This is a genomic window from Paenibacillus sp. GQ49 (genome assembly GCF_059759055.1).
In genome coordinates this window covers 473,606-486,531 of record NZ_JCAXEL010000002.1, presented here as the reverse complement: position 1 = coordinate 486,531, position 12,926 = coordinate 473,606, and the positions used below count along the sequence as shown (strand labels likewise).

14 protein-coding genes are annotated in these 12,926 nt (G+C 47.5%); 13 read left to right on the top strand and 1 reads right to left on the bottom strand.

Annotated features, from left to right (window positions below; genetic code table 11):
- The first annotated feature begins 44 nt into the window (after positions 1-44).
- From AC6CIF_RS06795 to AC6CIF_RS06735, 13 genes are all read left to right on the top strand, one after another.
- Positions 45-515 carry an N-acetyltransferase gene (locus AC6CIF_RS06795; RefSeq protein WP_017687214.1) on the top strand — a complete coding sequence of 157 codons (471 nt, stop codon included), beginning with the start codon at positions 45-47 and terminating at the stop codon, positions 513-515.
- Between the two features lie 255 nt (positions 516-770).
- Complete coding sequence (gene hrcA, locus AC6CIF_RS06790) at positions 771-1,802, top strand: heat-inducible transcriptional repressor HrcA (RefSeq protein ID WP_076211670.1); 1,032 nt, start codon at positions 771-773, stop codon at positions 1,800-1,802.
- Positions 1,803-1,846: 44 nt separating this feature from the next.
- Positions 1,847-2,410: a nucleotide exchange factor GrpE gene (gene grpE, locus AC6CIF_RS06785; RefSeq protein WP_076211668.1), complete on the top strand. Its 564-nt coding sequence runs from the start codon at positions 1,847-1,849 to the stop codon at positions 2,408-2,410.
- 161 nt (positions 2,411-2,571) lie between these two features.
- Positions 2,572-4,416 carry a molecular chaperone DnaK gene (dnaK, locus tag AC6CIF_RS06780; protein WP_076211666.1) on the top strand — a complete coding sequence of 615 codons (1,845 nt, stop codon included), beginning with the start codon at positions 2,572-2,574 and terminating at the stop codon, positions 4,414-4,416.
- A 129-nt stretch (positions 4,417-4,545) separates the two neighbouring features.
- Positions 4,546-5,670 carry a molecular chaperone DnaJ gene (gene dnaJ / locus AC6CIF_RS06775; protein ID WP_062835521.1) on the top strand — a complete coding sequence of 375 codons (1,125 nt, stop codon included), beginning with the start codon at positions 4,546-4,548 and terminating at the stop codon, positions 5,668-5,670.
- Between the two features lie 241 nt (positions 5,671-5,911).
- On the top strand, positions 5,912-6,280 hold the full coding sequence (locus tag AC6CIF_RS06770; RefSeq protein WP_017687219.1) for a hypothetical protein: 369 nt from the start codon (positions 5,912-5,914) through the stop codon (positions 6,278-6,280).
- 28 nt (positions 6,281-6,308) lie between these two features.
- On the top strand, positions 6,309-6,488 hold the full coding sequence (locus AC6CIF_RS06765; protein ID WP_076211664.1) for a YfhD family protein: 180 nt from the start codon (positions 6,309-6,311) through the stop codon (positions 6,486-6,488).
- Positions 6,481-6,873, top strand: a complete 393-nt coding sequence (locus tag AC6CIF_RS06760) for a hypothetical protein (RefSeq protein WP_498198633.1) — start codon at positions 6,481-6,483, stop codon at positions 6,871-6,873. Before AC6CIF_RS06765 ends, AC6CIF_RS06760 begins: the two co-directional genes overlap by 8 nt.
- Before the next feature lie 190 nt (positions 6,874-7,063).
- Positions 7,064-8,029 carry a 50S ribosomal protein L11 methyltransferase gene (gene prmA / locus AC6CIF_RS06755; RefSeq protein ID WP_498198631.1) on the top strand — a complete coding sequence of 322 codons (966 nt, stop codon included), beginning with the start codon at positions 7,064-7,066 and terminating at the stop codon, positions 8,027-8,029.
- A gap of 3 nt (positions 8,030-8,032) precedes the next feature.
- Positions 8,033-8,713, top strand: coding sequence for a site-2 protease family protein (locus tag AC6CIF_RS06750; RefSeq protein WP_076211651.1), 681 nt, complete (start codon positions 8,033-8,035; stop codon positions 8,711-8,713).
- 140 nt (positions 8,714-8,853) lie between these two features.
- Positions 8,854-9,618, top strand: a complete 765-nt coding sequence (locus tag AC6CIF_RS06745; RefSeq protein ID WP_498198629.1) for a 16S rRNA (uracil(1498)-N(3))-methyltransferase — start codon at positions 8,854-8,856, stop codon at positions 9,616-9,618.
- 2 nt (positions 9,619-9,620) lie between these two features.
- Positions 9,621-10,967: a tRNA (N(6)-L-threonylcarbamoyladenosine(37)-C(2))-methylthiotransferase MtaB gene (gene mtaB, locus AC6CIF_RS06740; protein WP_076211647.1), complete on the top strand. Its 1,347-nt coding sequence runs from the start codon at positions 9,621-9,623 to the stop codon at positions 10,965-10,967.
- A 111-nt stretch (positions 10,968-11,078) separates the two neighbouring features.
- Complete coding sequence (locus AC6CIF_RS06735; RefSeq protein WP_076211644.1) at positions 11,079-11,516, top strand: NUDIX hydrolase; 438 nt, start codon at positions 11,079-11,081, stop codon at positions 11,514-11,516.
- 57 nt (positions 11,517-11,573) lie between these two features.
- Here AC6CIF_RS06735 and AC6CIF_RS06730 read toward each other — a convergent pair whose 3' ends face one another.
- Entirely contained in the window at positions 11,574-12,575 is a 1,002-nt protein-coding gene (locus AC6CIF_RS06730) for a Na/Pi cotransporter family protein (protein ID WP_498198626.1), read from the bottom strand.
- Positions 12,576-12,926: the final 351 nt, after the last annotated feature.

The following is a 12,926-nucleotide window of genomic DNA, read 5'->3' as shown; positions in this document are numbered from 1 at the left end:
AGTCAGCTTTCCTCTGGAAAGCTTGGTAATAGGAGGAGAGCAGGATGTCGGTAATATGCAGAAAAGCCGTGCCGGAAGATGTTGAACCACTGTATGAAATGATTAAGGGCTATGCAGAGCGTGGGATCATGCTTCCGCGATCACGGGAAATACTGCACCGGCAGCTGGAGCACTTTGTTGTAGCCGAAGTTGATGGTGAAGTGGTGGGTTGCGGATCGCTTTGTCGTCTGGGGAATGATTTGGTGGAAGTCAGATCACTCGGTATCTCGGAAGGACACAAAGGGCTCGGTATTGGCTCCCGATTGCTGGACCGACTGGTAGAAGAAGCGGAGAAACAACAGATTCCTAAGGTTATGGCGTTGACATACGAAGTATCCTTCTTCCTCAAAAACGGCTTTGCCGTAGTGGAAAAAGAGATTTTTCCCGAGAAAGTATGGACCGACTGTGTTCATTGCAGCAAGCAGGATTGTTGTGATGAGATCGCGGTATTAAAAGAGCTTAACGTTTCAGCCTAACAACTGAATGGACTGCATGGATCGAGCCGAGTCAGCCTCTGCCCTACATGCAGTCCTTTTTTACTTCAAAGTATGTTCAATAAAGTTGTTAGGACTTGTCGACATTGGTCTATACTATAAATAGATGAGCCCACTCATCAAACTCACTTGACAATGTTCACGTCAGTTTGGTATTTTTGTATTACCGCTTAGCACTCATCTAACCGGAGTGCTAACGACATGGGACAGTACAGTCAGAAGGAGGGAATACTCACCATGTTAACAGAGCGTCAACGAATGATTCTGAACGCTATAGTGGATGACTATATCCGTTCAGCTGAGCCCGTAGGGTCCCGGAGCATTTCCAAAAGGGGAGATGTTGGATATAGTCCGGCGACGATCCGTAATGAAATGGCGGACCTTGAAGATATGGGTTTCCTGGAACAGCCGCATACATCGGCAGGACGCATTCCTTCTCATAAAGGCTATCGATATTACGTCGATCATTTGGTTCCTTGGAATCAGGTGGAGCCCCAGGAATTGGACGATCTGAAGTCGTTCTTCGCCGAAAAGCTGAATGTCATGGAACAAGTTATTCAACATGCATCCAATATTTTGTCACATATGACGAATTATACTTCGATCCTGCTTGGACCGGAAGTATTCCATACGTCCCTTCGCCACTTCCAATTGCTTCCTCTGAACGAAAGTGAAGCTGTGGCAATCATTGTGACCAATACCGGTCAGGTGGAGAACAAGACGGTCCAGATTCCTCCAGAAATTTCGGTAGCCGAGATGGAGAAAGTGGTTCGACTGTTGAACACCAAGCTGGTTGGTGTGCCAATTTACAAATTGAAATCCCGTCTCTATACTGAACTTGGGCAAGAGATGGAACGGCATATTACACGTTACGAGGAAGTTATGCAGGTGCTGAACAGTGCCTTTGACAACGAACATGATAATCGTCTGTTCCTCAGTGGTGCCACCAATATGTTGACTCAACCGGAGTTTAAAGATATCGAAAAGGTAAAAGATATTCTTGACCTGCTGGAAGAGACACCAACACTCATGAAATTGATGATGCCCGTGCCGGGTGGATCTGGTATTCAAGTGCGAATCGGCACTGAGAATGATCATGAAGCCTTTGCCAACTGCAGCCTGATTACAGCCTCCTATTCATTGGACGGTGAGGCTTTGGGTTCGATCGGTATTCTAGGACCCACGCGGATGGATTATGCACGTGTCATTCATATTCTAAATACACTATCCCGTGACTTGACGGCGATGCTGACACATCGTTTCAAATAAGATTCGGGAATGAACCATTTCATTCGTATAAGGAGGTGAACATCTTGAAAGAGGAGCAATCATTTACAGAAGAACAAGAGGTAACAGCAGCTGAGCAGGAACCTATTAATGAAGCTGGCGCTGCAGAAGCACAAGCTGAAGAGATGGCTGATCAGGAGCAGGATGAGCTTGCACGTCTGAAGGCAGAAGCTGAGGAGCAACAGCAGCGTTATGTCCGTGCACAGGCTGATTTCGATAACTTCCGTCGTCGTACTCAGAAGGAAAAAGAAGAATTGGCTAAATACGCTTCGATGAAGCTGGTCACCGAACTGGTACCGGTTATTGATAACTTCGAGCGCGCCATGGCTACTGTACCGGAAGGTGCAGAGGTCGAATCTTTCTCCAAGGGCATCCAAATGATTTTCCGTCAATTGGAAACCGTGATGAATAACGAAGGTCTGACGGCAATGGAATCGGTAGGACAACCGTTCAATCCTGAATTCCACCAAGCAATTATGCAAGTGGAGAGCGACGAGTACGAAGAAGGTATCGTTGTTGAGGAAGTCCAAAAGGGCTACATGCTGAAAGATAAAGTGCTTCGTCCAGCTATGGTTAAAGTCAGCTCATAATTTCCTTATAGGAAGGAATGAGTCGGCTCCATAGTTGAACAATGTGGGCGAAGTTTAATATAAAGGTTTGTACACATAGAGCACGATTAGCAACATGAACATCTAAATAAGGGTTAGATCAGACCCATTCATTTTAAATTGTTGAGGGAGGAAATTTTCGGATGAGCAAAGTAATTGGTATTGACTTAGGAACAACAAACTCATGCGTAGCAGTAATGGAAGGCGGCGAGGCTGTCGTAATTCCAAATCCGGAGGGCGCACGTACAACTCCATCCGTAGTTGGTTTCAAAAAAGATGGAGAGCGCGTTGTTGGTGAAACTGCAAAACGTCAAGCGATCACCAATCCGGATCGTACCATCATGTCGATCAAACGTCACATGGGTACTTCCCACAAGGAAACAATCGATGGCAAAGACTACTCTGCACAAGAGATCTCTGCAATCATCCTGCAAAAATTGAAAACTGATGCTGAAGCTTATCTGGGTCAAACGGTAACTCAAGCCGTTATCACTGTACCAGCTTACTTCAATGACAGTCAGCGTCAAGCGACTAAAGATGCGGGTAAAATTGCAGGTTTGGAAGTTCTGCGTATCGTCAACGAGCCTACAGCAGCAGCTTTGGCATACGGTATGGAGAAATCCGAAGACCAAACGATTCTCGTATATGACCTGGGTGGCGGTACGTTCGACGTATCCATTCTTGAACTGGGTGACGGCTTCTTCGAAGTTAAAGCAACGAGCGGGGATAACCAACTGGGCGGGGATGACTTTGACCAAGTAATCATTGATTATCTCGTAAGTGAATTCAAAAAAGATCAAGGCATTGACTTGAGTAAAGATAAAGCAGCGGTTCAACGTTTGAAAGATGCAGCGGAAAAAGCGAAAAAAGAACTTTCCGGTGTATTGACTACAACAATCTCCTTGCCGTTCATCACGGTTGCTGATGGCGTTCCACAGCATTTGGAGTTGAACCTGAGCCGTGCGAAATTTGAAGAAATCTCTGCAGGTCTGGTTGAGCGTACGCTTGAACCAACTCGTCGTGCATTGAGTGATGCGGGTATGACAGCTAACGATATCGACAAGATCGTATTAGTTGGTGGTTCCACACGTATTCCTGCAGTACAAGAAGCAATCAAAAAACTGACGGGTAAAGATCCACACAAAGGCGTTAACCCCGATGAAGTTGTAGCTTTGGGTGCTGCTGTACAAGCGGGCGTACTGACAGGTGATGTGAAAGACGTTGTATTGCTTGACGTAACTCCACTGTCCCTTGGTATCGAAACAGCAGGTGGCGTATTCACTAAGATGATCGAGCGTAACACAACGATCCCTACAAGCAAATCTCAAGTATTCTCCACATATGCAGACAATCAACCAAGCGTTGAGATTCATGTTCTGCAAGGTGAGCGTGAGATGGCAGCGGGTAACAAATCGCTTGGACGTTTCATGTTGGGTGATATTCCACCAGCTCCACGTGGCGTTCCACAGATCGAAGTTAGCTTCGATATTGATGCCAACGGTATCGTTAACGTATCTGCAACAGATAAAGGTACAAACAAAACTCAAAAAATCACAATCACTTCTTCCAGCGGTTTGAGCGATGCTGAAGTTGAGCAAATGATGAAAGATGCTGAGTTGCACGCTGAAGAAGATAAAAAACGCAGAGAACTCGTTGAAGCGAAAAACAGTGCAGATCAATTGATCTACTCTGTTGACAAAACGATCAAAGATCTTGGCGAAAAAGCAGATGCTGGCGAAGTTGAAAAAGCAAATGCTGCCAAAGAAAAACTGCAAGGCGTTCTGGCTTCCGACAACCTGGAAGATATCAAAGCTGCTACAGAAGAGCTGACAGAGATCGTTCAACAACTGTCCGTGAAACTGTATGAGCAAGCTCAGGCGCAAGAGCAAGAAGCACAAGGTGCTGAAGAGCAACAAGGTTCCGCTAAACGTGATAACGTCGTAGACGCTGATTACGAAGTTGTGGATGAAGATAAAAAACAAAACTAATTCGTAGTTCTACGCGAATTAAACATCGGTGACGTTCGAATTAGAGGGAAAGTCATAGCCGGGGCTCCCGCGCTTTGGCTTTCCTTTTGTCACGATGTGCGATAAGGTGAATGATATGGGGGTGGAAGAGTGGCTGAAAAGCGTGATTATTATGAGGTGCTTGGCGTTAGTAAAACGGCTAACGACGATGAGATTAAAAAGGCTTACCGTAAGCTTGCCCGTCAGTATCACCCTGACGTAAACAAGGCTGCTGATGCGGAAGCTAAATTTAAAGAAGTTAAAGAAGCTTACGACGTAGTGAGTGACGGTCAGAAGCGTGCACAATATGATCAATATGGTCATGTCGATCCGAATCAAGGTGGATTCGGTGGTGGCGGTGATTTTGGCGGCGGCGGATTTGGCGACATCTTCGACATGTTCTTTGGCGGCGGTGGCGGTGGACGACGTGATCCAAATGCTCCCCAACGGGGGAATGACCTGCAGTACACGATGACGATTGAGTTCAAGGAAGCTGTATTCGGTAAAGAAACGGATATTACGATTCCGCGTACCGAAGGCTGTGATACCTGTCATGGCTCAGGTGCCAAACCTGGAACGAAACCGGAAACCTGCTCGGTCTGCCAAGGTAGCGGTCAGCAGGAAGTCGTGCAAAATACACCGTTTGGACGTATGGTTAATCGTCGTGCATGTTCGAACTGTAGTGGTTCGGGCCAAATTATCAAAGAAAAATGTACAACGTGCAGTGGTAGCGGTAAAGTTCGCAAGCAACGCAAAATCCATGTCCGCATTCCAGCGGGTGTTGATGATGGCGCGCAACTGCGTATGACAGGTGAGGGCGAGGGAGGCCTGCGTGGCGGACCAGCGGGAGATCTGTATATTGTCATTCGCGTGAAATCACATGATTTCTTCGAGCGTGAAGGTGACGATATTTATTGCGAAATCCCACTTACCTTTGCTCAGGCAGCTCTGGGAGATGAAGTTGAAATCCCAACGTTGACCGAGAAAGTGAAGTTGAAAGTACCAGCTGGTACACAAACAGGAACGTATTTCCGACTCAAAGGCAAAGGTGTACCACGCCTGCGTGGTATGGGGCAAGGAGATCAGCATGTGAAAGTGGTTGTGGTTACACCTAGTAAGCTGAATGACGAGCAGAAAGATCTGCTTCGCCAAATTGCTGCGCTGGATGGAGAGCAAACACATGAGCATGAACAATCTTTCTTTGATAGAGTGAAACGCGCCTTCCGCGGCGACTGAGAATAAAATAAAGCAAGTCCTTAAGGACACCACAGCGGTTTTTACCGTAAGGTGTCCTTTTTTGTACGCCTTTTTTTAGTGGTTCAGTGATTTTGGCAACATCCATGGATCTATGCTACAAAGAACGACAGCAATTTGTGGGAGCATTTCGGTATATTCTGAGCGAACTTGCGGAAAGATAGCATGGCGAGAATGATATGCATAGCTGATATGCGAGAAATTAGGGAAGCAGGTGAAGCGGATGACCGAGAAAAATATTTTGGCGTACTTTCACAGCCCGGAGCAGGCTCAAGGGGCAGCCAAAAAACTGGAGGCATTGCGAGTGGAGGACCTGTCAATTAATCGATTCAGCCGTTATGCGGGTGTAGGACCAAGCGGGGCTTCCTACAAGCCGGGCGTTTCCGGCAGTTTTTCATCATGGGTGCCCGATTCGATGCAAACAAATGCCAGTGCTGGAATCATGGCTGCGGCGGACCCTTCTGCAAGCGGCATGAGTGATGGTGGACAGGGTGGACCAACGGGAAGAGATGTATTACTTACTGTCATCGTAGATGAATCGGTACATCACCGTGCTATGTCTATAATCGAACAAGCCGGTGGAATGATCTAGTTTCCCAATATGAAGGAGGAGCATTACAATGGCAGAACATGAACGTCCAGGCAAGATTCTCACAAAAACGGAAAAGATGAAACGATTGCAGTCCGCCAAAAATGAAGATGTGGAATTCAGCGCTGAAGCTGCGGATCATGAAGATATAGAAGCACTACGCCGCAGCGAAGCGGCTGATCGACGTCAGGGACGGGAGCTTAATGACTGAAGATCGCTCGGGAGTGACCATCGAAGCTGTTTTTACAAGCTGGACTGAGGCCGAGTCTGCACGCAGAGCCCTGGAATTGTTGCACCCGAACCAATTGAGTATTGAGAGCCTTGGCAATGAAGCATCTGCATTGGACTCAAATGGTGTTACGGGCTTCGATAATTCTCCTACGGCCGTTGTCGGAGGGTTTAGTGGCGAACTGAATGTACTTGCCCTGATTAGTGATGAAACGGAAATGTTGTCCAATGGTCAGGTGTATGATACACCCAAAGAGGACTCGGCAAACAGGCTGAAACAAGAAATTTTGCTGACCGTGTCCGTATCCAACGATTCGCTCCCGCAAGCCGCAGAGATGATCACACAGAACGGTGGACGTTTTTGCTAAGTGAGATTCGAATTATACAAAATGCTGAAGTAAATGAAACAGATATGAATGAATAGATGACAGGATATTCGAGCAGTCAGGCTGCGGATATCCTGTTTTGTTTTTCTTTTACTGGTGCGGCTTTGTGCTCCGAGTAGCTTGTGTAGTACAATAGTTGGGATGTTTGAAAAATGAGGAGGAAAAACCAAGTATGTTATGGCATGAACTAACAATACATACCACAGAAGAAGCTGTGGAGATGATTTCGAATTTTTTACATGAAGCGGGTGCTGGAGGGGTTTCGATTGAAGAGTCCGGTACTTTAAATAAAAAACGGGACACGACATATGGGGAGTTATACGACGTTCCTTTGAATGATATTCCAGAAGGCTTTGCGGTCATCAAAGGGTACTTCTCCGAAGGTACGGATATGGTTGCATTGCAGTCCGAAGTTAATCCGAGAATTGAGGAACTTCCCGAATTCGGAATTGATACAGGTGAAGTTCGTTATGAGACGCGTACAGTGGATGAAAATGACTGGGCAACAGCTTGGAAGCAATATTTCAAGCCGGTACGTGTATCGGAACGTCTGACGATCAAGCCAACGTGGGAAGAGTATACGCCTGAAAGTCCGGATGAGAAAATTATAGAGCTTGATCCAGGCATGGCCTTTGGTACAGGAACACATCCAACGACCTCCCTCTGCTTGCGCACACTGGAAACGGTTATTCAGGGCGGCGAGGAAGTCATTGACGTAGGTACAGGTTCTGGTATTTTGGCTATTGGAGCGATAAAACTAGGGGCAAAACATGTACTGGCGCTTGATCTTGATCCAGTTGCGGTAATCAGTGCCAGGGAGAATGTGGAACTGAATGGGCTGGAGCAACAAATTACGGTTAAAGAGAGTGATCTATTGTCCGTCCTCGGGAGTCAGGACCCTGCGCTAGGTGTGCAACTGCCAGTTAAGGTTGTCGTGGCGAACATTCTGGCAGAGATCATTTTGTTGTTCGTAGACGATGTCTATCATGCGCTTGAGTCTGGTGGTACCTATATTGTATCCGGCATTTGGAAGAACAAAGAGCAGGTTGTGCATGATGCACTGGAAGCCTCCGGGTTTGAAGTGAGTGAGATCCACCGTGATGAGGATTGGCTGGCGTTTGTAGCCAGAAAGGGGTAACGTATGGACTTTTGGAATTCGTTCTTTCGTTATCCGATCGATCAGCTTCCGTTTTTCCTGCTGACCATTCTGATCGCATTTACGGTGCATGAATTCTCGCATGCGTATTTTGCCAACAAATTCGGTGATCCAACAGCGAAGCTGTTGGGTCGGGTCACGCTGAATCCGGTTGTACACTTTGACTTGTTTGGTGTGCTGTTGCTCATTATTGCCGGCTTTGGTTGGGCCCGTCCAGTTCCCGTTAATCGGGCTAACTTCGACAAACCTAGATTGATGGGCATCATCGTATCTGCAGCAGGGCCTCTGAGTAATCTTTTGCTCGCGATCATCGGTACAATCATCTATGCTTCACTGGTTGGTTCGGGAGCTCTCGGCGGCATTGATAATGAGCGGCTGCTGACAGCAATCACGACGTTCTTCGCTATCTTTAACTTAACCAACTTTTTCCTGTTCCTGTTTAACTTGATTCCGTTGCCCCCGTTGGATGGTTATCGGATTCTGGAAGATGTAGTGCCACCTTCAATCAGCCGCAAGCTGCAAGGGGTGGAGCAATGGTCCATTTTTATCTTCCTGTTGATTCTTGTTATACCTCCGTTGCAAAATGTAACGATTCAACCTTTGTATGAGTTTGCGCAAACGATGTATGTGGATCTGGCAAAGGTAATTATCGAATTATATCGCTAAAAAAGCGTATCGTGTTTTGGACGGATATACTGGTCAGAAACACGTAAAAGTTGTATGATCATCTGTGGCGATTGGATTCATGCTTGTCATTAGGCGGGGTGAATTCCAGTCATAACAGGACAGAATGGGTGGATTGACTAATGCAGCGATATTTTGTATCTGCAGAACAGTTTAATGAACACGCTGTGATCATCACAGGTGATGATGCACGCCATATCGGCAAGGTCATGCGTGGTAAACCTGGAGATAAACTGATTGTCAGTGACGGAAACTCCAGAGAAGCACTCGTGGAAATTGAGACCATTGAAGTTGGCCAAGTTACTGCAAATATTGTAGAGTCTCTGGTTATGGACCGTGAAGCACGGATTCGTGTAACCGTGGCACAGAGTTTGCCCAAGGGCGACAAGATGGAAACAGTCATCCAGAGATGTACTGAGATTGGGGCGGTATCATTTGTACCCTTCCTATCAGAGCGTACGATTGTGCAATATGATGCAAAGAAAGAAGGCAAACGGTTGGAACGGTGGCGGAAAATTGCCAAGGAAGCTGCCGAACAGAGTCACCGGAATCGTATTCCATCCGTTGAGCAGCCGCTTTCCTGGAAAGGGCTGTTATCTTCTTTTGAGGGCTATAGCCTGGTATGTTATTGTTATGAGAAAGAAAATGGTAAACAGCTGAGAGATGCACTGAAGCCGTTTATAGAGCAGCTTGCACCTGATGCAAGTGCAGAAGTTTTGATCGTGGTTGGACCGGAAGGTGGATTTTCTGATAAGGAGACGGCAGAGGCTGATCAGGCAGGTGCTGTATCTGTTGGACTGGGCAAACGCATTTTGCGTGCTGAGACAGCTGGAATGGCAGCACTAACTTGCGTGTTATATGAATCCGGAGAAATGGGAGGAATGTAATTATGCCATCCGTGGCGTTTTACACCTTAGGCTGCAAAGTTAATTTCTATGATACAGAGGCGATTTGGCAATTGTTCAAAAACGAAGGTTACGATCAAGTGGACTTTGATGAACAGACAGCGGATGTATACTTGATTAATACTTGTACAGTAACCAATACCGGCGACAAAAAGAGCCGTCAAATTATTCGTCGTGCCATTCGGCGCAACCCGGAGGCGATTGTGGCCGTTACAGGCTGCTACGCGCAGACTTCTCCGGCAGAGATTCTGGACATCCCGGGGGTGGATCTGGTTATCGGTACACAGGACCGTGACAAGATTTTGCCATATGTTAATGAAATTAAGGAGTCCCGTCAACCCGTTAATGCGGTGCGTAATATTATGAAAACCCGTGTGTTTGAAGAGATGGATGTACCTGATTTTGCTGATCGTACCCGAGCGTTCCTGAAAATCCAGGATGGATGCAATAACTTTTGCACGTTCTGCATCATTCCGTGGTCTCGTGGTCTCTCACGCAGCCGTGAGGCGAATAGCATTATTCAACAGGCGCATCAGCTCGTACACGCCGGATACAAGGAGATTGTTCTGACCGGTATTCATACAGGTGGGTATGGTGATGACATGGAGAATTATGATCTGACCGATCTGCTGTGGGACCTGGACAAGGTAGAGGGGCTGGAGCGTATTCGAATCAGCTCGATTGAAGCCAGTCAGATTGACGACCGTATGCTCGACGTGATCAAACGTTCGGACAAACTTGTTCGTCACTTCCATATTCCGCTGCAAGCGGGTGATGATACGGTATTGAAACGCATGCGCCGTAAATATACGACAGAAGAGTTTTACAACAAGATGCTTCGCATTCGGGAAGCAATGCCGGATGTAGCGATTACAACAGACATCATTGTTGGATTTCCTGGTGAGACGGATGAGATGTACCGTAATGGCTATGAGTTGATGCGGAAGATCGGTTTTTCCGAAATGCACGTATTCCCTTATTCGAAACGTACGGGTACACCAGCAGCACGGATGGAAGATCAGGTGGACGAAGAGGTCAAAAATGCACGTGTGCATGAACTGATTGACTTGTCTGAGCAGATGCAGCTGGAGTACGCTGAGCAGTTTGTCGGACAGGTACTGGATGTTATTCCCGAAGGTGAAGCCAAAGGCCGCGAGGGAAGTGGCAAGCTGCACGGTTATAGCGACAACTACATTCAACTGGTCTTTGATGGAACGATGGACATGGTCGGTAAAGTGTGCCGAGTCAAAGTGGTTGAAGCAGGTGTCAACGAGAGTCAGGCTACGCTGGTACGTGTGTTGGAAGAGAATCTTAAGTCCGCCGCGATGTGATCGAGGCGTCAGAAACAAGGATTTCATTTCCTTGGGGAGCTTACCCGGGGAGATGAGGTCCTTCTTTTGCAAAAAAATAAGATAAAGATATCGAAGTTGATGGGGGAGAGCATGATGAACAAAAAAGAAATTTCAGCAGGCGGAGTTGTTTATAGAACAGGGGAAGACGGACGTCTTCAAATTCAGCTTATCGTAGATCGTTATGGTAAAACAACTCTCGCCAAGGGCAAAATGGAAGATGGAGAAACAATTGAACAGACGGCACTGCGCGAGATTTTGGAAGAGACAGGTATGGTGGGCCGCATTGTAGAGCCGGTTGATATCATTGCTTACACGTACCAACATGCAGACTTTGGCCCGGTGGACAAGGAAGTTCATTATTATCTCGTTGAAGCCGAGAGTGGTGATCTACAGCCTCAGATTGAAGAAATCAAGGGTGTGGATTGGTATGCTCCGGAAGAAGCATGGTCCTTACAGCAGCAGAGCGGATATGATAATAACGATGATATCTTGCGTGTAGCCCTGAACAAGTTAGGCATTAACGTATAACGCACTATTGTTCGAGTCAGTTAGCCGCGAGCTCTGTGGGTCTGGATAGGCAGATCATCAAGCCACGGGTGACTTCGCCGCGGGGGCGTGGACCGGTGGTTTTTTGTGCCAGATTGGCAAGTAACAGAATGGCAAAGCAAGCAGTGAACTGGTGACGTTAAAAAGGGTCTGGGCATGCGCAATCTGTGCCCCGTTGTCCGCTGACAGCCAGGCCGAAGCTGCATGCAGCTGGCCGATCAGCGGCATAAACAGCAGCGCTCCCGCAATGTTTAATACAACATGGGAGGCTGCGACAAATTTGCCTGCGGATGCTCCGCCCGCAGCAGCAATCACAGCGGTGATGCAGGTCCCCACATTGGACCCGATCACAATGGCGATGCCGATATCCACAGGTAATACTCCTGTGGCTGCGAGCGTAATCGCCATGCTAATGACAGCTGCGCTGCTGTGAATGAGTGCTGTCAGACAGGCACCTGCCAGGAAGCCCCACCACAAGCTGTCGGCCGAGCGGTCGAGAAACCATTGAAATACGCCCATGCTCCGCAAGGGTAAGGCAATGGATTGCATCACCTGAATGCCTGTCATAACAAGTGCAAATCCCGCGGCTGCGAGGAAGCTGTACTGGATGTTAAACAGAGTCTGGCGGGTGCGTTCAGGAGCGGCCAGATTGCGTTCACCAAGAACAACAAACAGGGCCCAGCCCGTTAGAGACAGGACGAGTAGCGGCAGGGAAGCACGGCCGATCTGCAGTCCCACCAGCTCCGTTGTCAGGCATGTCCCGATGTTGGTGCCGAGGATGATTCCAAGTGTGCGTCCATAGGTAATTAATCTGGCATTAGCCAGTCCAATGGTGAGTACGGTGACCGCAGTACTGCTCTGTAACAGGGCCGTTGCACCTGCACTGAAGGCCATGCCTTTCCAAGGAGCAGAGGTGGCACGATTGAGCCAACCTACCAACATGGGTCCTGCCATGCGCTGCAAGGCCGTCTCCATCAGCTTCATGCCACCAAAAAAGATAATAAGCCCATAGAGTAGGGGCAATATCACATCTCTAAACATACAAAATCATTCCTTCCGTCCGGGTTCCTTAACTCATCCTATGAGTAAGAAAAGACAGCCATGACAAGCCTAAAGGAATTCAGAGGGAAGCGACCTAAATTACCCCACCCCAATTCGAAAGATACGATGATTCGTGCAAACGTAGTGGAGGGGACGAAATCGAATCTGAAGAAGCGAAGCGTGCGCCTTTGTGTCCGGATTTTCCCTTTAGGAAAGGGGAATCAAAAAAATCTGGAGACAACAGCGATCAGAGGAACAAATCGTCGCTGTAGTGTCACTCATACAGCGCTTAAAGTAACAGCTTAGCGCCAACATGCTCTCAACTGCCCCACCCCAATTCGAAAGATACGG

What these genes read in the sequence shown, in the direction of transcription:
- AC6CIF_RS06765 (WP_076211664.1), top strand. Translation starts at nt 6,309, where the DNA reads ATGGCAGAACATGAACGTCCAGGCAAGATTCTCACAAAAACGGAAAAG.
- AC6CIF_RS06730 (WP_498198626.1), bottom strand. Translation starts at nt 12,575, where the DNA reads ATGTTTAGAGATGTGATATTGCCCCTACTCTATGGGCTTATTATCTTT.
- prmA (WP_498198631.1), top strand. Translation starts at nt 7,064, where the DNA reads ATGTTATGGCATGAACTAACAATACATACCACAGAAGAAGCTGTGGAG.
- dnaK (WP_076211666.1), top strand. Translation starts at nt 2,572, where the DNA reads ATGAGCAAAGTAATTGGTATTGACTTAGGAACAACAAACTCATGCGTA.
- AC6CIF_RS06795 (WP_017687214.1), top strand. Translation starts at nt 45, where the DNA reads ATGTCGGTAATATGCAGAAAAGCCGTGCCGGAAGATGTTGAACCACTG.
- AC6CIF_RS06745 (WP_498198629.1), top strand. Translation starts at nt 8,854, where the DNA reads ATGCAGCGATATTTTGTATCTGCAGAACAGTTTAATGAACACGCTGTG.
- AC6CIF_RS06735 (WP_076211644.1), top strand. Translation starts at nt 11,079, where the DNA reads ATGATGAACAAAAAAGAAATTTCAGCAGGCGGAGTTGTTTATAGAACA.
- mtaB (WP_076211647.1), top strand. Translation starts at nt 9,621, where the DNA reads ATGCCATCCGTGGCGTTTTACACCTTAGGCTGCAAAGTTAATTTCTAT.
- AC6CIF_RS06750 (WP_076211651.1), top strand. Translation starts at nt 8,033, where the DNA reads ATGGACTTTTGGAATTCGTTCTTTCGTTATCCGATCGATCAGCTTCCG.
- hrcA (WP_076211670.1), top strand. Translation starts at nt 771, where the DNA reads ATGTTAACAGAGCGTCAACGAATGATTCTGAACGCTATAGTGGATGAC.
- AC6CIF_RS06760 (WP_498198633.1), top strand. Translation starts at nt 6,481, where the DNA reads ATGACTGAAGATCGCTCGGGAGTGACCATCGAAGCTGTTTTTACAAGC.
- AC6CIF_RS06770 (WP_017687219.1), top strand. Translation starts at nt 5,912, where the DNA reads ATGACCGAGAAAAATATTTTGGCGTACTTTCACAGCCCGGAGCAGGCT.